15 protein-coding genes and 3 tRNA genes are annotated in these 21,177 nt (G+C 65.2%); 11 read left to right on the top strand and 7 right to left on the bottom strand.

The features are described 5' to 3' along the window. Positions 1 to 14: 14 nt before the first annotated feature. A complete protein-coding gene (locus tag G4923_RS17875; RefSeq protein WP_163137856.1) occupies positions 15 to 1,946 on the top strand; it encodes an amidohydrolase in 1,932 nt (643 codons plus the stop codon). 30 nt (positions 1,947 to 1,976) lie between these two features. Here G4923_RS17875 and G4923_RS17870 read toward each other — a convergent pair whose 3' ends face one another. After that, positions 1,977 to 3,098, bottom strand: a complete 1,122-nt coding sequence (locus G4923_RS17870) for an HPP family protein (RefSeq protein WP_163137855.1) — start codon at positions 3,096 to 3,098, stop codon at positions 1,977 to 1,979. Between the two features lie 210 nt (positions 3,099 to 3,308). Between G4923_RS17870 and G4923_RS17865 the strand changes: the two genes are divergently transcribed. Further along, the gene (locus G4923_RS17865) at positions 3,309 to 4,427 is read left to right on the top strand and encodes a glycosyltransferase family 9 protein (RefSeq protein WP_163137854.1); all 1,119 of its coding nucleotides are present in this window, start codon (positions 3,309 to 3,311) and stop codon (positions 4,425 to 4,427) included. A 100-nt stretch (positions 4,428 to 4,527) separates the two neighbouring features. Here the strand turns inward: G4923_RS17865 and metE are convergent, their stop codons facing one another. Then, positions 4,528 to 6,792 (bottom strand): 5-methyltetrahydropteroyltriglutamate--homocysteine S-methyltransferase, encoded by a 2,265-nt coding sequence (metE, locus tag G4923_RS17860; RefSeq protein WP_163137853.1) that lies wholly within the window; start codon positions 6,790 to 6,792, stop codon positions 4,528 to 4,530. A gap of 161 nt (positions 6,793 to 6,953) precedes the next feature. Between metE and G4923_RS17855 the strand changes: the two genes are divergently transcribed. Beyond that, positions 6,954 to 7,889 (top strand): LysR substrate-binding domain-containing protein, encoded by a 936-nt coding sequence (locus tag G4923_RS17855; RefSeq protein WP_163137852.1) that lies wholly within the window; start codon positions 6,954 to 6,956, stop codon positions 7,887 to 7,889. Between the two features lie 79 nt (positions 7,890 to 7,968). Here G4923_RS17855 and G4923_RS17850 read toward each other — a convergent pair whose 3' ends face one another. Next, the gene (locus tag G4923_RS17850) at positions 7,969 to 8,745 is read right to left on the bottom strand and encodes a siderophore ferric iron reductase (protein ID WP_205597171.1); all 777 of its coding nucleotides are present in this window, start codon (positions 8,743 to 8,745) and stop codon (positions 7,969 to 7,971) included. Positions 8,746 to 8,810: 65 nt separating this feature from the next. Beyond that, positions 8,811 to 10,955, bottom strand: a complete 2,145-nt coding sequence (locus tag G4923_RS17845; protein ID WP_163137851.1) for a TonB-dependent siderophore receptor — start codon at positions 10,953 to 10,955, stop codon at positions 8,811 to 8,813. Positions 10,956 to 11,377: 422 nt separating this feature from the next. Here G4923_RS17845 and G4923_RS17840 point away from each other — a divergent pair, with 422 nt between their 5' ends. Beyond that, a complete protein-coding gene (locus tag G4923_RS17840) occupies positions 11,378 to 12,898 on the top strand; it encodes a sensor domain-containing diguanylate cyclase (protein WP_163137850.1) in 1,521 nt (506 codons plus the stop codon). Between the two features lie 44 nt (positions 12,899 to 12,942). Here G4923_RS17840 and G4923_RS17835 read toward each other — a convergent pair whose 3' ends face one another. Then, positions 12,943 to 13,923, bottom strand: coding sequence for an AraC family transcriptional regulator (locus tag G4923_RS17835; RefSeq protein ID WP_205597170.1), 981 nt, complete (start codon positions 13,921 to 13,923; stop codon positions 12,943 to 12,945). Between the two features lie 186 nt (positions 13,924 to 14,109). Here G4923_RS17835 and G4923_RS17830 point away from each other — a divergent pair, with 186 nt between their 5' ends. Next, on the top strand, positions 14,110 to 14,850 hold the full coding sequence (locus G4923_RS17830) for an SDR family oxidoreductase (protein ID WP_111912918.1): 741 nt from the start codon (positions 14,110 to 14,112) through the stop codon (positions 14,848 to 14,850). A gap of 85 nt (positions 14,851 to 14,935) precedes the next feature. Here G4923_RS17830 and G4923_RS17825 read toward each other — a convergent pair whose 3' ends face one another. Beyond that, positions 14,936 to 15,835, bottom strand: coding sequence for a LysR family transcriptional regulator (locus G4923_RS17825; RefSeq protein WP_163137848.1), 900 nt, complete (start codon positions 15,833 to 15,835; stop codon positions 14,936 to 14,938). Positions 15,836 to 15,936: 101 nt separating this feature from the next. Between G4923_RS17825 and G4923_RS17820 the strand changes: the two genes are divergently transcribed. The 3 genes from G4923_RS17820 to G4923_RS17810 all read left to right on the top strand — a co-directional run bounded on the left by G4923_RS17820 (position 15,937) and on the right by G4923_RS17810 (position 19,298). After that, positions 15,937 to 16,575, top strand: a complete 639-nt coding sequence (locus tag G4923_RS17820) for an NAD(P)-dependent oxidoreductase (RefSeq protein ID WP_163137847.1) — start codon at positions 15,937 to 15,939, stop codon at positions 16,573 to 16,575. A 404-nt stretch (positions 16,576 to 16,979) separates the two neighbouring features. Next, positions 16,980 to 18,008, top strand: a complete 1,029-nt coding sequence (locus G4923_RS17815) for an isopenicillin N synthase family dioxygenase (RefSeq protein ID WP_163137846.1) — start codon at positions 16,980 to 16,982, stop codon at positions 18,006 to 18,008. 126 nt (positions 18,009 to 18,134) lie between these two features. Then, complete coding sequence (locus G4923_RS17810) at positions 18,135 to 19,298, top strand: trans-sulfuration enzyme family protein (protein ID WP_163137845.1); 1,164 nt, start codon at positions 18,135 to 18,137, stop codon at positions 19,296 to 19,298. A gap of 117 nt (positions 19,299 to 19,415) precedes the next feature. Here the strand turns inward: G4923_RS17810 and folD are convergent, their stop codons facing one another. Further along, on the bottom strand, positions 19,416 to 20,273 hold the full coding sequence (gene folD, locus G4923_RS17805; RefSeq protein WP_005326697.1) for a bifunctional methylenetetrahydrofolate dehydrogenase/methenyltetrahydrofolate cyclohydrolase FolD: 858 nt from the start codon (positions 20,271 to 20,273) through the stop codon (positions 19,416 to 19,418). A 203-nt stretch (positions 20,274 to 20,476) separates the two neighbouring features. On the opposite strand from folD, the gene G4923_RS17800 reads away from it, so the two are divergent. The 3 genes from G4923_RS17800 to G4923_RS17790 all read left to right on the top strand — a co-directional run bounded on the left by G4923_RS17800 (position 20,477) and on the right by G4923_RS17790 (position 20,791). Further along, positions 20,477 to 20,553, top strand: a tRNA-Pro gene (locus tag G4923_RS17800). A gap of 36 nt (positions 20,554 to 20,589) precedes the next feature. After that, a tRNA-Arg gene (locus G4923_RS17795) sits at positions 20,590 to 20,666 on the top strand. Positions 20,667 to 20,715: 49 nt separating this feature from the next. Beyond that, positions 20,716 to 20,791: transfer RNA gene (locus G4923_RS17790), tRNA-His, on the top strand. Positions 20,792 to 21,177 lie beyond the last annotated feature (386 nt).

The raw sequence follows: 21,177 nt of genomic DNA, 5'->3' as shown, positions 1-21,177 counted from the left end.
AAGGAGAGCGCGCTATGGATAGCAAACACCCCCGTCTCAGGCTGGGCGCCATCGCCCTGCTGGTGAGTGGCCTGCTCGGCTGCCAGCAAGACAGCAGTGAGCCGCCGCCCGGCAACACCCTCTATCTCAACGGCAAGATCCACACCCAGGATGGGCAACGCAGCCAGGCCGAGGCCATGGTGGTGCAAGGGGGCAAGTTCACTTATGTGGGCTCACGCGCGGGGGCCGAGGCCTTGAAGAACAGTGCGACCCAGGTGGTGGATCTGCAAGGGAGGATGGTGCTGCCCGGCCTGCACGACAACCACATCCACCTGCTCGGCACGGTTGCGCTCGACATGTGCGATCTGGACGGCCAGAGCGTCAACCTGGATCAGCTCGCGGCCAAGGTCAGCGAGTGCCTGCCCCGCTACGCCCCGGCCCCCGGGGACTGGCTGGTGGTCAACCAGTGGTCGCCCTATGACGGCAACACCCCCACCGCCACCCATGCCACCCTGCTGGCGGCCCTGGATGCGGCGGCACCGAACAACCCGGTGATGCTGGCCGGGGTCGACGGCCATGCCGGCGGCTACAACTCACAGGCGCTAGCGCTGGCACAGGACGAAGATGGCAATGTGGTCGGCTTCAATGCCACCACCCTGGCCCCGGGCGGCGTGTTCGAGGCCTTCATCCCCTATGTGGATCTGGCGACCGGCGTGATCCGGGACGCGGCCCGCAGCGCCATTGCGGTCCCCGACACCGGGGTGCTGAGCGCGGAGGGGGAACAGGCGGAGGCCCAGTATGACAAGATACTCCCCGCCATCTCCGAGCTGATGGCGTCCCGCGGCATCACGGGGGTGCAGGATGCCTGCGCCAACGACTTCATCCGGGATCGGATGCTCAAGATGCAGGACCAGGATCTGCTGCACATGCGCGTCACCGCCGCCACCTGCTTCAACCAGGATGACTACAGCGGCAAGCTGGACATCGACGGGCACCTGGCCAAGGCGAACCAGGTGCGTGACGCCTTCGCAGGCAACCCCCTGATCAAGGCCGATGCGGTCAAGATCTTCCTCGACGGCGTGCTGGAGGGGGATCCCTTCACCAGCCCCCCCTTCCTGCCCAACGCCGGCATGCTGGAGAACTACCACAGTCCTCATCTGGCCCTGGATCCCGACAGCGGCGAGGTGAGCATCACAGCGGACAGCGAGGATGCGGGCAGCAACGGCATAGTCAACTACAAGGAGGCGGATCTGACGCGCTACGTCACTGCGCTGGATGGGGCCGGATTTGGCATCCACATGCACAGCATCGGCGATCGCAGCACCCGCGTAGCCCTCGATGCCCTGGAGGCGGCCCGCGCCAGCAACGGGGAGAGCGGCATCCCCCACACCCTGGCCCACCTGCAGGTGGTGCACCCGGACGATCAGAAACGCCTCGGCGAACTTGGCCTCTACCTCACCTTCACCTATGCCTGGACCACGCCCCAGCTTGCCTACGACATGCTGGTCAGCCCCTTCATCCAGCCAACCAGGGTGGGACAGTCCCTGAGCGAGGCCATCTACGACCCCATGGGCTATCTCCATGACGCCCTCTACCCGGTCGAGAGTTCGCGCCAGGCTGGCGCCGTGCTGGTGGCGGGCAGCGACGCCCCGGTGGACAGCCGGGACCCGCGCCCGTTCGAGAACATGGCCGCCGGCATAGTGAAGGCGGCCGGCAGCGGCGATGATTTCAGGGCCAGTCAGCGCACCTCCCTTGTCGAGATGCTGGCCGCCTACACCATCAACGGCGCCAGGGCGGTACGTCAGGAGGCGATCACCGGCTCCATCGAGGCGGGCAAGTCGGCGGACTTCATCGTGCTGGACCGGGACCTGTTCGCCCTGGTCAAGGCCGGCACGCCGGAGCAGATCGCACAGACCCGGGTCGAGCAGACGGTCTTCATGGGGGAGACCGTCTACCCCAAACCCTGAACAAAACGGGCCCCGCAAGGGGCCCGCTTCTTATGGCTCGCAGGCGGGCGCCTCCTCCGCCTGCCCGGGTTGCAGGGCCAGGGTGAAGAGGGCCGCCACCATGTCGGACTGGGTGATGATGCCCACCAGCCGCTCTCCTTCCACCACAGGCATGTGGTGCAAGCCCCCGTCGGAGAAGGCTTCTACCAGATCGTAGAGGGGTTGGTAGCGCCGCGCCGTCCGTACCTCCCGGGTCATCAGATCCGCCACCCGCAATTGCTCGAGCGCCTCCCGCCCCCTGGGCTGGCGGCTCTCCCTGTCGATCATCAGATCATGCAGGGTGATGATGCCCGCCAATCGGCCCTCTTCGTCCGCCACCGGCAACGCCTTGATCTGATGATGAGAGAGCAAATCCCAGGCCGCCATGGCTGACGCCTCTGGGGAGCTGACCACCAGATCCCGCGACATCACATCCTGACAGCGCACCGTGCCCACTCGCCCCCGCAGGGCGTGCAACTGGGCCTCCTGCAGCAGCTCCTGCAGATCCTGGCGGCTGATGTCGAGCAGCTCCCCGTGCTTGTCCAGGGCAAAGTCGATGTCCTGGGTGGCGAGCCGGGCGCTCGGCTGGGGATCCGCCGTCTGGTGACGATTGGGCGCCACCTTGCCGCCATTGGGATAACGGCGCCCCAGGGCGCGGTTGTAGAGCAGCCCCAGGCTCAGCAACAGCAGGGAGTTGAGCAGCACAGGCAGCAGCACATAACCCACCCCCAGCGCCCGGATCCCCTCGCCGCCTATGACGGCGGTCAGGGCCACGGCCCCGCCGGGCGGGTGCAGGCTGCGGGTGAGGAACATGGCGGCGATGGCCAGCATCACCGCCAGGGCCGAGGCGAGGGCCATGTCCGGCACCAGGCTGGCACTCAGTACCCCCATCAAGGCCGAGACCCCGTTGCCCACCAGGATGGACCAGGGCTGGGCCAGAGGGCTCGCCGGGGCGGCAAACAGCAGCACGGCGGAGGCTCCCATGGGGGCAATCAGCCAGTGCACCTCCAGCCCCAACCCCCACTGGCAGAGCCAGGCGGTGCCCAGCAATCCGACGAAGGCGCCGAGGGCACCGTAACAACTCTCTTTGAGGCTGGTATTGGTCGATACCGGCAAAAAATCCCTGAACTGCATCCTGCTCCCGAAGACGATAACATTTATTTCAAATGCGCAATTCTAGCCAGTAACCCCGGTCCAATACCAGCCCGCCAGGGGTTAACCACCCGGCTTATCGCCCGCTGATCCTGCCGCCACCGGCTCCACGGCACTTTTTCCTCCCTCTTAACGCTGGCTTAAGGGTCGGCTGTCACCTTGCTGCCATCCTCATGAACGGAGCCAAACGCTATGAAGACTCTCAGAGATGCCCTGCGCCGCTTCGATGGCCAGCGCCGCAGCTGGACCGCCGGGCTGGAGCGGGCCACCCTCGCCTGGCTGGCCGGACGGGGCCGCCTGCCCCCCTCACCTCAGGCGCCCCGGCGGATCCTGGTCATTCGCAGCACCCACCGCATCGGCAACAACCTCTTCCTGCTGCCCTTCCTGCAGCGGCTGAGACGGGATCACCCCACAGCCGAGATCGAGCTGGTGTGCAGCGGCGGTTCCTTGCTCCCCTTTCTCGCCGATCTGCAACTGGGGGCCATCCATCGGATCCGCTTGCAGGGCAAGCAGCTGATCGGCGCCCTTGCGGTGCTATGGCGCCTGCGCCAGCGGCACTATGACAGCGTCTATGTGCCCTTCGCCTCCAGCACGGATCACCTGATCGCCGCCTGGGTGCGGGCCGGCGAGAAGATCGGCTTTGACGACGCCAAGGGGGATGCCCTGTTCGATCAGCCCCTCCGCCCCGACAGTGGCTGCCACTACGCCCACCAGCCCCTGCAACTGCTCGGTTGCCATGGCAACCCGGCGGAGCAGATTGAGCTTGGCAGCGTGCTCCTGGCCCCCTGCCCGCCGCTGGCCGCGTTGCGGCGGGCCCACCCGGGCCACCCCCTCATCGGCTTCTTCACCGGCGCCCGCAAGGGCAAGGGGCTCTCCGCCACCCAGTGGCGGCGACTGCTCGGGGAGCTACGCCGCCACAGTCCGGATGCCCTGCTGATCCAGCTCGAAGATCCGGCTTCCCCCCAACCCCTGCTGGGGGATCTGCACTTATCCCTGGCCAGCATGAGCGAGCTGGCCCGCTTCACCCGCGGCCTCGCCCTCTTCGTCAGTTGCGACACAGGTCCCCTGCATCTGGCGGCCGCGAGCGGCGTGCCCTGCCTCGGACTCTTCACCCAGACAGACCCGGCGCGCTACGGCTGCCTCGGCGCCCAGCACCTCAATCTGGTGATCGAGGATCGCAACGCCATCCCCCTCGACGGGCGCTGGCTGGCCGAGGCGCTGGCGCGGGAGGCACCATCGCAGGGGTGGCACAGGCCGCAAAGCCCAGCACCATACCCGCAAACCGGCGCCCCCCTGCTGCTTACCCCCTGAGGGGCTTAAGGCCCTCATGCAAAAAAGAGGGAAGGCCTGCGCCTTCCCTCTCTCGTTATCTCAGTGCTCTTGCGTTGTCTGCCGAGCGGTAAGAGCCTGCTCAGGCCAGTTCGGCTCGCAGCGCCCGGGTCGCATCGACCATCACCTTGAGGGCAGCCGTGGTCTCTTCCCAGCCGCGGGTCTTGAGGCCGCAGTCCGGGTTGACCCAGAGCCGCTCGGCCGGGATCTGTCTGGCCGCCTTGCGGATCAGATCCTCAATCCAGCCCTGGCTCGGCACGTTCGGGGAGTGGATGTCGTAGACGCCCGGCCCGATCTCGTTGGGGTAGTTGAAGCGCTCGAACGCCTCGAGCAACTGCATCTGGCTGCGGCTGGTCTCTATGGTGATGACGTCCGCGTCCAGCGCCGCCACCGCCTCTATGATGAGGTTGAAGTCGCTGTAACACATGTGGGTGTGGATCTGGGTGCTGTCCACCACTGGGCTGGCGCTCAGGCGGAAGGCGCGCACCGCCCAATCCAGGTAAGCCTGATGATCCTGCTTGCGCAGGGGCAGCCCTTCGCGGATGGCCGGTTCGTCGATCTGGATGATCTTGATGCCGGCGGCTTCGAGATCTGCCACCTCGTCGCGAATGGCCAGGCCAATCTGCAGGGCGGACTGCTCGCGGCTCACGTCTTCCCGGGGGAAGGACCAGCAGAGAATAGTCACGGGCCCGGTCAGCATCCCCTTCACCGGCTTGTCGGTCAGGCTCTGGGCGAACTTGGTCCACGCCAGCGTCATCGGGGCCCCGCGGTCGATATCCCGGGTGATCACCGGCGGCTTGACGCAGCGGGAGCCATAGCTCTGCACCCAGCCGAAACGGGTGATGGCAAAGCCGTCCAGCAGCTCGCCGAAATACTCCACCATGTCGTTGCGCTCGGCCTCGCCGTGCACCAGCACGTCCAGCCCTATGGCTTCCTGGCGCTCAATCGCGTCCTTGATCTGGGCCTGGATGCCCGCCTCGTAGGCAGCGTCGTCGATGCGACCGGCCCGCCACTCCTGGCGCAGCAACCGGATGTCGGAGGTCTGCGGGAAGGAGCCGATAGTGGTGGTGGGCAAGAGCGGCAGCTTGAGATCAATGCGCTGCGCCTGTGCCCGCACCGGATAGGCGCTCTGGCGATCAAAATCGCTGTTGGTCAGGCTGGCCAGACGGGACTGCACCGCCCGCTTGTGGACCCGGCTGTCGGACTCCCGATCGACGATGGGCTGGCTGTAGGCGGTGATCTTGTCCAGATCCCCTCCGTCCAGGTAGTCAGAGAGCAGCCCCAGCTCGTAGCACTTTTGCAGGGCGAAGGCGAACCAGCTGCGGGTCTGGGGATCCAGCTCGTGCTCCAGGGTGAGATCCACCGGGCTGTGCAGCAGGGAGCAGGAAGAGGCCACCCAGAGCCGCTCACCGAGCTTGGCTTTCAGCGCTTTTAGCATCGGCGCCAGCTTGCCCAGGTTGGCACGCCAGACGTTGCGGCCGTTGATGACGCCAGCGGAAAGCACCCACTGGGCCGGCAGATGCGGCACCAGGGTCTCCAGCTGCTCGGGGGCGGCCACCAGATCCAGGTGCAGGCCATCCACCTTGAGGCTGGTGATGATGTCGCGCTGATGGGCCACCGAGCCGAAATAGGTGGTGAGCAGCAGCTTGCAGGGACCGCTCAGGCGCTCGTAGGCGTTGAGGTAGGCCAGGCGCCACTCGTCCGGCAGGTCCAGCGCCAGGGCCGGCTCGTCGATCTGCACCCATTCCACTCCCTGGGATGCCAGTTTCGCCAGGATCTCCTGATAGACGATCAGCAGGCGGTCGAGCAATTCCAGACGAGAGAAGCCGCTCTCTTTCTCCTTGCCGAGCCAGAGGTAGGAGACGGGCCCCAGCAGCACCGCCTTGACCGGCAGTCCCAGCGCCTTGGCCTCTTCGACCTCTTCAAAGAGTTGGCTCCAGCCCAGCTTGAAGCGCTGGTCGCGGCTGAACTCGGGCACCAGGTAGTGATAGTTGGTGTTGAACCACTTGGTCATCTCGGCGGCGGCGGCAGCGGGGCCGGTGGGCGCACGGCCACGGGCCACCCGGAACAGGGTGTCGAGATCGGTGTCCCCATGGCGGTGACGGACAGGCACGGCGTCCACCAGCAGGCTGGTGCCGAGCACCTGATCGTACCAGGCGAAGTCGCCCACCGGCAGCAGGTTGACCCCGGCGGTGCGCTGGGCCTGCCAGTGGCGTTCCCGCAGGCTCTTGCCCACGGCGACCAGCTCGGCCTGGGTGGTCTCGCCACGCCAGTAGGATTCCAGGGCAAATTTCAACTCGCGCTTGGCGCCGATACGGGGGAAGCCCAGGGTGTGTGCTCGTGTCATAGGTCCAATTCCTTATGCTCATTCATCTGATGGGAAACTGGATGATTTAGCCATCCAGATGTTTACACATCTAGAGTGACGAGATAAGGTGGCCTTGGCTATTGAATCCTCTTCAACTGGCTCTCAAGAAATCCTCAACTGACGCACAAAGGAGCAGTGCCATGGGTGTGCCCAACCAGTCGACCAGCCATCAGAGCACCAACGCGGGCATAGATCTCAAGCACCTGAAGACCATCAGCGCCCTGGCCGAGCAGGGTTCACTGGCGGGGGCGGCCCTCTGCCTCAACCTCACCCAGTCCGCCCTCTCCCACCAGTTGAAAGAGCTGGAGACCCGCCTCAACCTGGAGCTTTATCTGCGCAAGAGCCGCCCCCTGGTATTGACGGCGGCCGGCCAGCATCTGCTGGCCCTGGCCCGTCAGGTGCTGCCCGCCCTGGCCCAGACCGAGCGCCAGCTGCTGGCCCTGCACAGCGGCGATGCGGGCAGGCTGCACCTGGCGCTCGATTGCCACAGCTGCATCCAGTGGCTGCTGCCGCTGTTGCCGGGCTTTCGCCGCCAGTGGCCCGGGGTGGCGCTCGAGGTGGAGTCGGTGCCCGGCTTCGATGCCATCAGCGCCCTGCTCGGCGGTCAGCTCGACTTGCTGCTCACCTCGGATGTGCAGGCCCGCGGGGATCTCCACTTCGAGCCCCTGTTCGCCTTCGATCTCACCCTGGTGATGGCGCCCGATCACCCCCTCTGTCACCAGGCCCGGATAACCCCGGAGGATCTCAAACAGGAGGTGCTGCTGGTCTACCCGGTGGAGCGGGCCCGCATGGACGTGTTCAGCCGCTTCCTGCAACCCGCCGGGGTGGAGCCCGCCCGCTGCAAGCCGGTGGACAACACCTCGGTCATGCTGCAGATGGCCGCCGCCGGGCTCGGTGTCGCCGCCCTGCCGCGCTGGGCCAGCGAGGAGTTCGTGCGCCAGGGCTTGCTCGAGGCGCGCCCCCTGGGCAGCGGGATCCGCCGCCATATGTACGGGGCCGTGCGGGCCGCCGATCGGGATCAGCCCTGCCTGCAGAGCCTGTTCGAGCGCATTCGCACCCAGATGGCCGAGCAATAAAAGGGTATGAAAAAGCCGCCCCAGGGGCGGCGCTCACGCTTTCTTTTCCATGTGCCTGCTCTCTGGCACCTCAGGATCCCTAGTCGCAGCTGGCGGCCCCCTGCCGTCTCGGGCAGTTGCCACAAAGCTCCCCATCCCCTCGCCTGTAGTGCAGGCAGCAGCGCTGGCGCACATAGCCAGGGAAGGCCTCATCCCGGGGGAGCGAGGCCGGACGCCAGCCCGCCAGATGCCCGGCGGGCAGGCCGCAGGCGGCGAGCCAGAGCGGCGCATGGGCTTGGACCACCTCTGGGCTTATCTCCCCGAAGAAATCCGGCACCCGCACCAGGGCCGCCAGCAGATCGTCCGCCAGGAGCGGGCGCACGAAGCCGGGGCGTAGCCGCTGCACCTCTCCAAGCAGTGCGAACAATTCCTGCCAGTGGGCCTGCAACCGCTCACCCGCCGCCTTGATCAGGGTCTTCACCTCCCCCTTGATCATGGGCTCCGCCGGCAGGCTGAAGCCGGACACCAGCCCCTCCTGATAGCCCTGTCCCATGCGATCCAGGGCGGGCACGGCCCCCACCCGATAGACGGCCACCATGGCGAGGTAGATGGACTGCCAGCAGAGCATGCCCCAGCTGCGGGTCAGCCAGTAGGCCGCCCCCGCCTCCGGGTGCGCCTGCTGCCAGTGGCCATGCAGGGCAGCCGCAACCTCGTTCGGGGCGCCATGAGGGGGCGCCATCAGCAGAGCGGGGGACTCCCCCGCCAGCCGCCCCTTGAGGGAGGGAATGAGCCCGGCCGCCGCCGCAAACAGGGCGTCGTGATCCGCCAGCAGGGTATGCTGGCTGTGCACCGCCAGGGTGCCGAGGCCGCGAGGCAGGGCGTGCTGGCGGCCATCGGGACCCGCAGAGAGGGCATGCCCCGGCGCAGGTCCGGGGCGCAAGGTCAGAATACGTATTTGAGTCGAGCCTCCACATTGCGCTCAGCCCCGAACCAGCAGTTGTTCTGGTCGTAGCAGGAGTAGTAGGTCTTGTTAAGCAGGTTGCTGGCGCTAAGGGATGCCCCCACCCCCTTCAGGCTCGCGCTGAGGGCGGCGAGATCATAGGAGGCGGACATGTCCATCAGCAGATAATCCGGCACTGTGTCGGTGTTGGCGGCATCGAGCTGGGCCTCCCCCACGTAGCGCAAGCCGGCGCCTACCCGCATCCCCTCCAGGCTGCCGCCCGCCTGGTAGTTGCTCCACAAGGAGGCCATCTGCCTGGGCACCCAGACCGGGGTCTTGCCCTGCAAGTCTGTGGTGTCGCGGGTGATCTCCATGTCCTGGCGGGTATAGCTCAGCGCCAGATCCAGCCGGCTGGTGAGATCGGCGCGCCCTTCCAGCTCTATCCCCTTGGAGACGATTTCGCCGGTCTGCAGCTTGGGCCCGTAGACGTTGTCCGGATCCGTCACCAGGGCGTTCTCCTTGGTGATATGGAACGCCGAGATCGTGGCCGTCTTGCTCATGTCCTCGGAGAGGAACTTGAGCCCCCCCTCCCACTGGTGGCCGGTAGAGGGATCGAACGCCTTGCCGCTCTTGTCCGCCCCCGGCACCGGCTCGAAGCTCTCGGCATAGCTCACATAGGGTGACAAGCCGTAGTCCAGCTCGTAGAGGGCGCCGAGGCGGAAGGAGAGGTTGTCCTGATCGATCTGGGCCAGGGACTGGCTGGCGGCCCCCAGGTAAAGACCGCGACTGTCGGTGTCCATCCGGTAGCTGTCGTAGCGGGCGCCGCCTATGGCCACCAGCCGGTCGAGTCGCACCTGATCCTGCAGATAGACACCGGTCTGGGACTGACGGATGGTCTTGCGATCCTCATAGGAGAAGGCCAGGGCATCCGGCCGGATCTGGTTGTGGTCCGGGTTGAAGATGTCGATGGCGGGGGCAGAGTAGTCGAGGGTGTCCTGATAGAGGATACGCGCATCCAGATACTGGTAATCGACCCCGAGCAGCAGGTTGTGCTGGGCCACACCGGTCTGCACCTTGCCCGCCAGCTGGTTGTCGATGACAAAGCCCTTCGACGCCTCGTCGGTCAAATAAGCGTTGCGTGCCAGGGTGCGGTTGTCCGCCGCCAGGGCCGCGTTGTAGGTGTTGCGCTGATAGGCGGAGGCATCCATGTAGCGGGCGTTTTGCAGCACCTGCCAGTTCCCGTTGAAGTCGTGGCTCAGCTTGTAGCCGAGCAGGGTCACATCCCGGTTGTACTCGTTCCAGTTCTGGTCGCCGAGGAAGCTATCGCTGCCAAGTTGCCCCAGGGGGTTGGACTTGACCGAGCCGCTGGCCGGCACAGTGGTATAGATGCCGGCTTCGGGATCCTTCTGGTAGTAGAGGTTGAGGTTCAGCAGGGTGCGCTCGCCGAGCTGCCAGTCCAGGGAGGGTGCAAAGACGTAGCGCTCCTCCTCCGAGGTCACCGCCTGACCCTCCTTCTGGCGGGCCAGCCCCACCACACGGTAGGCGAGCTGATCGTTGATGGCCCCTGTGCTGTCGAGGGTCATCTCCTTGAGGGTGCCGGTGCCGGTCGCCAGGCTGACGCTGTGCTTGGCTTCACGCTGGGGGCGCTTGGCAATCAGGTTGACCATACCGCCCGGCGGCATGCTGCCATAGAGCACCGAAGTCGGCCCCTTGAACACCTCCAGCTGCTCTATGGCCACGGGATCTATCTGGGGTTGCAGGTTCCACTCGTTGTACTGCAGCAAGAGGCCGTCATAGAAGTTCTGGTAGTTGTCAAAGCCACGGATGTTGAACAGATCCAGCCGGTTGACCGCCCCGCCGCGCAGCTCGGTATTGACCCCGGGCACGTAGCGCAGCGCCTCGCTCACCGAGCTCACGCCACGCTGTTCCAGGGTCTCGCTCTCCACTACCGAGATGGCCTGGGGCGTCTCTATGGGGTCGAGCCGGGTCTTGGTCGCGGTGTTGCGATAGGTCTGACCCAGCACCGTCAGGGTCTCGTCGGCCAGCGCCGCGTCCTGGCTGGTGGGCGCGGCGGCCAGCACAGAGCCTGCCAACAGGGTGGAGATGGTCGCGGCGACCACGGTCAATGGGGGGTGAACAAGTTGCATCTGATCCTCGACTGCCTACTGCATGTGAATAGTAACAAATATCATTTGCATTTTATTGTTCTAATTTGCCCCGGAATTAACAATTTGGGGCATGTTGGCGGGTCAGTGACAAAGAAAGGGGGAGAGAAGGGCGCCATCTGACTTCGTGACGAGTGAAATAGAGTGCAGGGGAAGCCAAATGGAGAGGATGCGGCCTGGGGCTGGTCTGGATGCGCTTTCGCCGGGGTGGCCTCAAGGCCCCCTGCCCTGCTGGCCGAACCGGGCCGGATCAGCCCTCGCATCCGACCTTCGTTTTAGAGTTTTTGCTCTTTTTTCATCCACACCCTTGATCCGGGTCAAGCCCTGCCGACAGGGATGGCGATAGTATGCGGCCCCTTTTATCAGTCCTGTTTGAGACGATACGAGGCCAAACGATCACGCCAATGAATGACATCATCAATAAAGATCTGCACTGTCACACCCAGCTCCACGTCTCCTTCGCCGTGATAGTGCTGACCCTGCTCACCGCCCTGGTGGGGGTCAGCTGCAGCATCCAACGTGCGGCCGAGGTGAAGTATCACAAGGTGGCCGCCATGTTCGTGCACAACATGGCGACCCAGTTCATCGCGTTGCAATTCAAGCCGCTGGAGCACGTCCTCAACGAGACCGGCAGCTTTATTGACAAGCCCGCCCTGCAGGCATTCCTAGGCAACGGGCACGCCCCCCTTCGCATGACCCTGATGCAAACGTTGTCCCTCACCCCCTATGTGAAAAGCATCCTGGTCGCCGATCAGCAGGGGCATTTCAACTCTGTCCCCCACCTGCCGGTCGAGGCGGCCTTTGATGCCAGGGAGCGGCCCTGGTTCAAATCCGCTACCTCCCGCCCCCTCTTCGTCAGCTACACGGACCACTACGCCAGCAGGATTGACAAGCTGCGGACCATTTCCGTCTCCCGGCCCATAGTCGACAGGGAGGGCTTTCCCCTTGGCACCCTGGCCATGGAGCTCGATCTCGAGCAGATGAGCCACCCCCTGCGCCTGCTCAAGAGCCCCCTCAAGGGGGAGTTCTATCTCATCGCCCGTACCGGCGACACCCTGCTGCACGCCAATGTGGGCAACCTGTTTCACCGCCAGCTGGCGCCACGGCTCATCGCACAGATGACCAACGGGGCCGACCATCTCTATGACGCCGAGCACCAGACCCATGTCTACTACTACGCCTTCTCCAACCCGGACTGGTTCGCCATCTACACCGTCAGCGACGCCGAGTTCAAGGAGGCCAGCCACAGCGAATCCTATCAGTTGCAGATCGCCGTGGCGGGCTGCCTGCTGATCTGCCTGCTCTGCTGGGGCTCACTGCGCCATGCCATCAACAAGATGATCGTCGAGATCATCGCCCTGATGCGCGTCGGCCGCATCGACATGAGCAAGCCCGGAGAGCTGCTGCGCCAGGAGATCCAAAGTGCCCATCACCAGATGCAGGAGGCCGTCGCCGCCTCCAACACGGATGCCCTGACCGGCCTCTTCAATCGCCGCAGCTTCGATCAGGATCTGGCCAGCCATCTGGCTGACGGCCGCCCCTTCGCCCTCGGCATGATAGATCTGGACAACTTCAAGTCCATCAACGACCAACTGGGACACCTGGTGGGCGACAGCGTCCTCCAGGCCGTGGCGCAGGAAGGGGTGACGGTGGCCGACGGCCTGGCCAGGCTCTACCGGTACGGCGGGGAGGAGTTGGCCATCCTGATCCCGGGGGAAGACGAGGCCCAGGCACTGGCCCTGCTGGATCGCTGGCGCCTGCGGGTCCTGCAGCGTCAATGGCGAGAAGCCGGACTGGTGGTGACCTTCTCGGCGGGGCTGGGGCTGTGGCGCCATGAATCGGCCGCACAGCTGATAGCAAGGGTCGATCGGGCACTCTATCAGGCCAAGGAGGCGGGCAAGAACCGGGTTCACCCTGCGGACTGACGGGGCTGGCCGCCTGAGATCATGCAGGCGTCTCGTTGCCGAGCCTAGCGGGGCGCTATGGGCAGCCAGTACTCCATGGAGGCATCGGGCTGCTGGCCGTCAAAGCCCGGGGCATAGCGCTCCAGCTCGAAGCCATCCAACCCGCGATAGCTGGAAGAGGGCAGCCAGTGCAGGATGAACCAGTTGAGGCACTGCCCAAGCGTATCGATGGGGCCCAGGTGGCTGAGCACGGCGTACTCCTGTGCCGGCACCCTGAGGCGCGCCAGCCCGGGGCCGGGCTCGCTCCCCTCCTCTGCCGCCACCCCGGCCCAGTAAGGCAGCCGCTCCCCCGCCCCCGACACGTCCACCACCCCGAGCAGCTCGCTGGAGGACAGGCGCCCCCCCGCCTCGCGCCAGGCGCCCCAGATGGCGGGCACCGTCTGCTGAAAATCGGGCTCGCTGGCAAACAGGCCCCGGATCTCCCCCCTGACGCCGTGCAGGGCGAACCCAGGCCGGCTCTCCACCCGCACCTGCACCAGTCTGGGGGGACTGGCCAGGGGCATGGGGACCCGTACCAGGGGGGTACGCAGCCCCAGCCGCAGGCCCCGCTTGCGATAGGCCAGGGGGGAGCAGCCAAAGTGCTGCTTGAAGGCCCGGCTGAAGCTGACTTCCGAGCCAAAACCGTGGTTCAGCGCCAGATCCAGTACCCGCTGACGGCTCGAGAGCAGCGCCTCCGCCGCCAGGCTCAGCTTCAACTCGCGCACATAGTGGGCCACCGTCTGGCCGGTCTCGTGCAAGAAGACCCGCTGCAACTGCCAGCGCGACCAGCAGCTCTGCTCGGCCAGCTGCTCCAGCGACAGGGGCTGATCCAGGTGGGCGTGAATGTAGTCGAGCACTCGCTCGATGCGGGTGAAATGGGGGCGCGTCCGTGGCGCCGGGTCTGGGAAAGCGGGGGAGCTTGTCATGCTGTGGTCAGGCTCTGTGCCGGCGAAGGGGCGCATTCGCCCAAGTGGCCACATTAAACATGGCCGCCGTGCCGGGGGCAAGCCTTGTGCGGCCCCGGCAACTCCGGCGTCTGGCCGGTGGCGGCCCGGCTCCCTCTCGCAAGAGCCCTCCCCCAGGCGCCCCCCTGTCACAAAAGTGACGCCTTTCCCTGCCACATTGTTTGCAAACAATGTTGTCAATTGCCCCCAGGGGCACAGTTCAACTCGTGATATGCAGGGAGAGCCAAGATGAAGAAGATTGCCTTGATCACCGGAGCCCGGGGCGGCATCGGATCCGCCATCACCACCGCCTTGCTGGCCCAGGGGTATCGCATCATCGCCACCCACTCCAGCGTCAACAGTGCGGCGGCCCACGACTGGTACGCAGAGCAGGGCTATCACCAGGATCAGGTGCGGCTGCTGGCGCTGGACGTGGCCGACACCGCCATGTGCCGCGAGACCCTGGGCCGCCTGTTGCAGGAGGAGGGCCGGGTGGACGTGCTGGTCAACAACGCCGGCATCACCCGAGATGGCGCCTTCAAGCGGATGGCGCCGGATCAGTGGTTCGAGGTGATCCACACCAACCTGTGCAGCCTCTACAACGTAACCCAGCCGCTGTTCGACGCCATGTGCGAGCAGCGCGATGCCCGCATCATCAACATCTCCTCGGTCAACGGCCAGAAGGGGCAGTTCGGTCAGGTCAACTACTCGGCGGCCAAGGCGGGTATGCTGGGCTTCACCAAGGCGCTGGCGGCGGAAGGGGCCCGCTTCGGGGTCACGGTCAACGCCATCGCCCCCGGCTACACCGCCACCCCCATGGTGGCGGCGATCCGCAGCGACATCCTCGACAGCATCAAGGCCGACATCCCCATGCGCCGCCTCGCCAAACCGGAGGAGATAGCCGCCGCAGTGGCCTTCCTCGCCAGCGAAGCGGGGGCCTATATCACGGGGGAGACCCTGGCCATCAACGGCGGCCTTTATATGAAATAGCGCCGGGATCAAGGCGAGCGACAGAGGGCAGCTAACAGGCTGCTCTCTGTGTTTGCAAGTCGGAACGAGACAGTTGCCACCCGGCTCAGGGGCGCGCCGTTCCCCCTGGCTCGGCGAAATGGCTGCGCAGGGCGGTGATCACCCGCCGCACCTTCTCCGGGATCTCCCGCTGGGGGGTGATGGCGTGGATCTCCATGGGCGGCACCCGAAAGCCTGGCAGCAGGGCAAGCAGGCGGCCCTGGGCGAGATCCTCGCCAACCTCCCCCTCGGGTTGCAGGGAGATCCCCTGCCCCGCCAGGGCAAACTGGCGCAGGGGCAGGACGTTGTTGCAGAGCACCCTGGGTTTGAACCTCACCCTGTGCTCGCCCCCTCGCTCGTCAAGGAGCAGCAAGCCGCTCCCCAGCATGTCGCCACTGAGCCAGTCGTGAGTCGCCAGATCGGCGGGGGTGCGCGGCGTCCCCTTGCGCGCCAGGTAGGCGGGGGCGGCGCAGAGCAGCATCCGGGTCTGGCCCAGCTTGCGGGCCACCAGGGTGGAGTCCGGCAGGGAGCCGACCCGCAGCGCCACGTCGATGCGCTCGGCAATGAGATCCCGCTTCTCGTCGTCGGCGATGATCTGGATGCAGAGGCCCGGATGGGCCTGCAACAGGGGCGACAAGGCCAGCGCCAGCGGCTGGCCCGCCATGCCCACGGGCGCGGTGATCCGCACCTCCCCGAGCAGGCTGTCACGCACTTCCGAGAGGCGCAGCTCGGTCTGGTTGAGGGTCTGTTGCAGAGACTGGCACCCCTGCCACACCACCTCCCCCGCCTCGGTCAGGCTGAGGCGGCGGGTGGAGCGATGGAGCAGGATGAGGCCGAGCAGGCTCTCCAGCTGGCCTATATGCTGGCTGACCGCGGAGGGGGTCATGCCGAGGGCCTTGGCGGCCCCCGTCATGGTGCCCGCCTCCACCACGGCGGCGAAGATGGCGTAACGTCTGAGCTGATCCATTATTAATTCCAGCTTACAAGTGAATGCAATTTACAGGTGATTATTAAATCACATCCGGGGGCGTAGGATAGCCTCATTCCCACAGTGAAGGAGACGTCTCCATGAAAATTGCCCTCATAGGTGCCAGCGGTTTTGTCGGTTCAGCCATCCTCGATGAGGCCGTCAGCCGTGGCCATCACGTCACCGCCATAGTGCGCGACACAAGTAAAGTCGCCCCCCACCCGCAGATCACCACAGTGGCGGTAGATGCCCAGGACCCGCAGGCGCTGGCCGACGTGCTCAAGGGGCAGGACAGGGTGATCAGCGCCTACAACCCGGGCTGGAGTGCCCCTGATATCCATGATCAGTACCTCAAGGGCGCCAGCGCCATTGTCGAGGCAGCCAAAGCCGCCCACAGCTGGTTGCTGGTGGTCGGCGGTGCCGGCAGCCTGGAGATAGCCCCCGGCGTGCAGCTGGTGGATACCCCGGACTTCCCGACCGAGTGGAAGCAAGGGGCGCTTGCGGCCCGCGACGGTCTCACCGCCCTGCGCCGCGAAGCCGCCCTCGACTGGCGCTTCGTCTCCCCGCCGGTGTTCCTCGAACCCGGCGAGAAGCGCGGCGGCTACCGTCTAGGGGGCGATCAGGTGCTCTTTAGCGGCGACAAGCCTGCCGGGATCACAGTCGGGGATCTGGCGAACGCTGTGCTCAACGAAGCGGAACAACCGGCGCACCTGCGCCAGCGCTTCACCCTGGGTTACTGAAGAGGCTGACCGGTGCGCACCGAGCGGGCACTCGCCCTTGCTCCTTGCGCCCCACCAACAAAGGGGAGGCTGATGCCTCCCCTTTGTTCATTCGCCTCCCACGGGCACTGCGCCTTCCCTGCCCCTGACCCCAGGCGTGCTCAGGGGCAAGGCGATCGGCAGGGGCGCATTTTCTCCGTGCAATCGACAGGCGGATCCACAGCGTTCGAATTCTATTTCGACTTTTGTATATAACTAAGAATATTTTGTTGCTTCCACCTTATAACCCCGAACAGTAGCATCCCCCTCAACCCAAATGGTGCCATCGTGAGCCACGGACCCCGACGCCTGCCACGAACCACACCGCCATCTTTGTACCGGAGCCTCGGGACTGCACCCGACATCCGGCAAGTGAGGAGATGCACATGGAACATTCATCACTGCCCATCATCGACTATGCCGCGATCAATGGCACCCCCGAGGAGCGTCGCCAGATGCTGGCCAGGCTTGGCCGGGCGGCCCGCGACATCGGCTTCTTCTATCTGACAGGCCATGGTCTGAGCGAGGCGGAGCAACGGGAGACACTGGCGCTGGCGGCCCGCTTCTTCGCCCTGCCCCTGCAGGAGAAGCTGGCGGTGCAGATGGTGCACTCCCCCCACTTTCGTGGCTACAACCTGGTGAGTGCCGAGCTCACCCGGGAGCGGCCGGACAGGCGGGAGCAGTTCGACATCATGAACGAGGAGCAGGCCCTCCCCCTGGCGCAGACCGGCAAACCCTGGCAGCGGCTCACAGGCCCCAACCAGTGGCCCACGACCCTGCCCGAGATGAAGACGCAACTGCTGGACTGGCAGGAGCGGCTGAGCGACATCACCCTCACCCTGCTCGCCGCCTTTGCCGAGGTGCTGGAGCAACCGGCCGGGGTGTTCGACGAGAGCATCCAGGGCGCCCCCTATCAGCACATGAAGCTCATTCACTACCCGGGACGGGAAGCGGGAGGCAGCGGCCAGGGGGTCGGCGCCCACAAGGATCCCGGCTACCTGACCCTGGTGATGCAGGACGATCACTCGGGGCTAGAGGTGGAGACGGCGCACGGCTGGATTTCCGCACCGCCCCTGCCCGGCGCCCTGGTGGTCAACATAGGCGAGCTGCTGGAGCTTGCCTCCAACGGCTATCTCAAGGCGACCCTGCACCGGGTGCAGAGCCCGCCCCCCGGAGTCTCGCGTCTCTCCTGCGCCTTCTTTATGGCGGCGAGACTCGATGCCACAGTGCCGCTGCTCACCCTCTCCCCCGAGCTGGCGGCGCAGGCACAAGGGCCCGAGAGCGACCCGGCCAACCCCCTCTTCTATCAGGTGGGGGAAAACGTGCTCAAGGGCAGGCTGCGCTCCCATCCCGATGTGGCGGCGCGCCACTATGCTCAGCAACACAGGGTAGCGCAGGAGCCGGTACCGACCTGACGCCATCAAGGGGGATGGCAACAAGCTGCCATCCCGACCACAGGAGAGGGGCGCCGGCGCGGCCCCCTCCACAGATTTCCACACCAGAACAACAACGCCATAGCCTGGCGACCACGGAGCAAAACGATGAAATTCAAGACCATGAGCGTGCACAGCGGCCAGCGGATCGACCCCCAGACCGGCGCCCTCACCACACCGCTCTACCAGAGCAGCACCTTCAGCTACGTCAATGCCCAGGCGGGCAAGGAGCGCTTCGCAGGCCAGGCCCCGGGCTTTATCTACAGTCGCTTCGGCAACCCCACCACCGCCGAGCTGGAGCTGAAACTGGCGGCCCTGGAGGGCGCCGACGAGGCGCTGGTGGTGGCGAGCGGCATGGCGGCGGTGAGCGCCATCCTCTATGCCCTGGCCAGCAGCGGGGATGAAGTGGCCTATGTCGGCCCGCTGTACGGCGGCACAGATGCGTTCCTGAAACAGACCTTCAGCCGCGCCGGCATCACCATCACAAGTTACGACAGCGATCAGGATCTGCTGGCCAACATCAACCCCGCCACCAAGGTGATCCTGTTCGAGACCCTGACCAACCCCACCCTCAAGGTGGTGGATCCCCGGGTGGTGGTGGAAGCCGCCCGCAAGGTGGGTGCCATCAGCGTCTGTGACAACACCTTCCTCACCCCCTATCTGCTGCGCCCGCTGGAGCTGGGTATCGATCTGGTGATGCACAGCGGCACCAAGTACCTGGGCGGCCACGGCGACATCATCGCCGGTGTGGTGGCGGGCTCCCACGCGCTGATGAAGTCGGTGCGCACCGTGGCCCTCAAGCACATAGGCTCTCCCATTGGGCCACAGGAGGCCTACCTGCTGCAGCGCGGTGTCAAGACCCTGCCCCTGCGCATGGATGCCCACCTGCACAATGCCCAGAAGGTGGCAGACTTCCTCGCCGCCCACCCGGCGGTGAAGAAGGTGATCTATCCGGGCCTTGCCAGCCATCCGGGCCACGACGCCCTCGGCGCCTTCGCCAGCGGCTTTGGCGGCATGGTGAGCATAGAGCTGGAAGGGGGCTTTGCCCGCTGCGCCACACTGCTCGACAACCTGCAGCTGTTCGTGCAGGCGGTGAGCCTCGGGGATCTCGAGAGCCTGGCCTGCCATCCGGCCAGCACCACCCACGCCGCCATGGACGAGGCGAGCCGCCTCGCGGCCGGGGTCAACGACGATCTCATCCGCTTCAGCATAGGGGTGGAGGATGCCGATGATCTCATCGCCGATCTGGCGGCGGCGCTGGTCCTGATCTGACAAGGCCGCCCCTGCCCAATCGCCTCGGCAGAGCATCACGTTCGACCAGCAATAAAAAAGGGAAGGCCAGGCCTTCCCTTTCTCTCATCCATTCCCTGGTGCGGGAAGGGGCCCTGCTCAGGCGTCGTGATAATCCTGGCAGGCGCTCAGGGTGTTCTCCATCAGGCTGGCCACCGTCATGGGCCCCACGCCACCGGGCACAGGGGTGATGAAGGCGGCATGATTGCGCGCCGTTTCAAACTCCACGTCCCCCACCAGGGAGCCGTCGGCCAGGCGGTTGATCCCCACGTCGATCACCAGGGCGCCGGGCTTGACCCACTCCCCGGGGATGAAGTTCGGCTTGCCCACCGCCACCACCAGCAGATCGGCACGGCGCACCTGGGCCTCCAGATCCTGGGTGAAGCGATGGCAGGTCGTGGTGGTGCAACCCGCCAGCAGCAGCTCCAGCGTCATCGGGCGACCGACTATGTTGGAGGCACCGACCACCACAGCATGCAGACCGTGGGTCTTGACGCCAGTCGCCTCTATCAGGGTCATGATCCCCTTGGGGGTGCAGGGACGCAGCGCCGGGATGCGCTGGGCCAGACGGCCCACGTTATAGGGGTGGAAACCATCCACGTCCTTGTCGGGACGAATGCGCTCCAGCACCTGGGTGGTGTCGCAATGAGCCGGCAGGGGTAGTTGCACCAGGATGCCGTCCACCTCCGCATCCTCATTGAGCCGGTCGATCAGGGCCAGCAACTCTTCCTGGGTCGCATTGGCGCTGAGATCATAGGAGCGGGAGACAAACCCCACCTCTTCACAGGCACGACGCTTGCTGCCCACATAGACCTGGGACGCCGGATCCAGCCCCACCAGGATCACCGCCAGACCCGGTGCCCGCTTGCCCAGTGCCAACCGCTGTTGGACTTGTTCGGCGACCTGATTGCGAATCGTTTGCGCAACCTGTTTTCCATCAATGATTTTGGCAGACATCGTTCTTCACTCACCATGTGTTCAACTGCCGCGCATTGTCGCATTTTTTTGGCGCGGGTGTTAGCGGCTCTCGCCTGGCGGGCAATAAGTAGGCATTTGAATTTACTGGCGGAAAAAGTCATTGACGCTGACTTTGACGCTTGGGTATGATGCCCGCCCGTTGCCCAGTCGTACCGCCCCCGGTATGCTGGACGATGAGATTTCGGTGATTAGCGCAGCCCGGTAGCGCATCTGGTTTGGGACCAGAGGGTCAAAGGTTCGAATCCTTTATCACCGACCAGGTTCATCGAGACGTCTTGTGACGGCTCGATACAGAGCGCCCTTAGCTCAGTCGGATAGAGCAACGGCCTTCTAAGCCGTGGGTCGCAGGTTCGAATCCTGCAGGGCGCGCCATTAATGTGACTCTTCCCTCGAAGAGGAGCATTGAAGGCAGATTTCAGTGGTGGCTGTAGCTCAGTTGGTAGAGTCCCGGATTGTGATTCCGGTTGTCGTGGGTTCGAGCCCCATCAGCCACCCCATTATTGCCTGTTCGTGCTGGATCAAGCCGACAGGGGCAAGCCTGACTTGCCATGAACCGGGCATCTGATGCCCTCATCAAAACCGGCCCTGCGCCGGTTTTTTTGTGCCTGCGCCCCAGACTCACCGCCTGCCCCGACCGCTCTGCTTCCTCTTTTCTTCTCGTTGTTCCCCCTGCTCTCTCACGCTTGTCTCTTTGCTGGTCGGTCAGCGTCACGCCAACCCGCCGCGTTGCCACATCGCCTGGCCGGATCACAGAAATGATCGGAGTCATCACGGCCCCCAGCTGTATCCCTGCTCACCATGATGCAGCGCAAGCTTAAATGCCGATGGCCGTGATAAGGATAAAAACCAGACAAATGCCTTGCCTGCTTCCCTCATCAAGGGC

The sequence above is a fragment of the Aeromonas rivipollensis genome, assembly GCF_010974825.1.
Taxonomy (GTDB): Bacteria; Pseudomonadota; Gammaproteobacteria; order Enterobacterales; family Aeromonadaceae; genus Aeromonas; species Aeromonas rivipollensis.
This window is presented reverse-complemented; position numbering and strand designations above follow the sequence as displayed.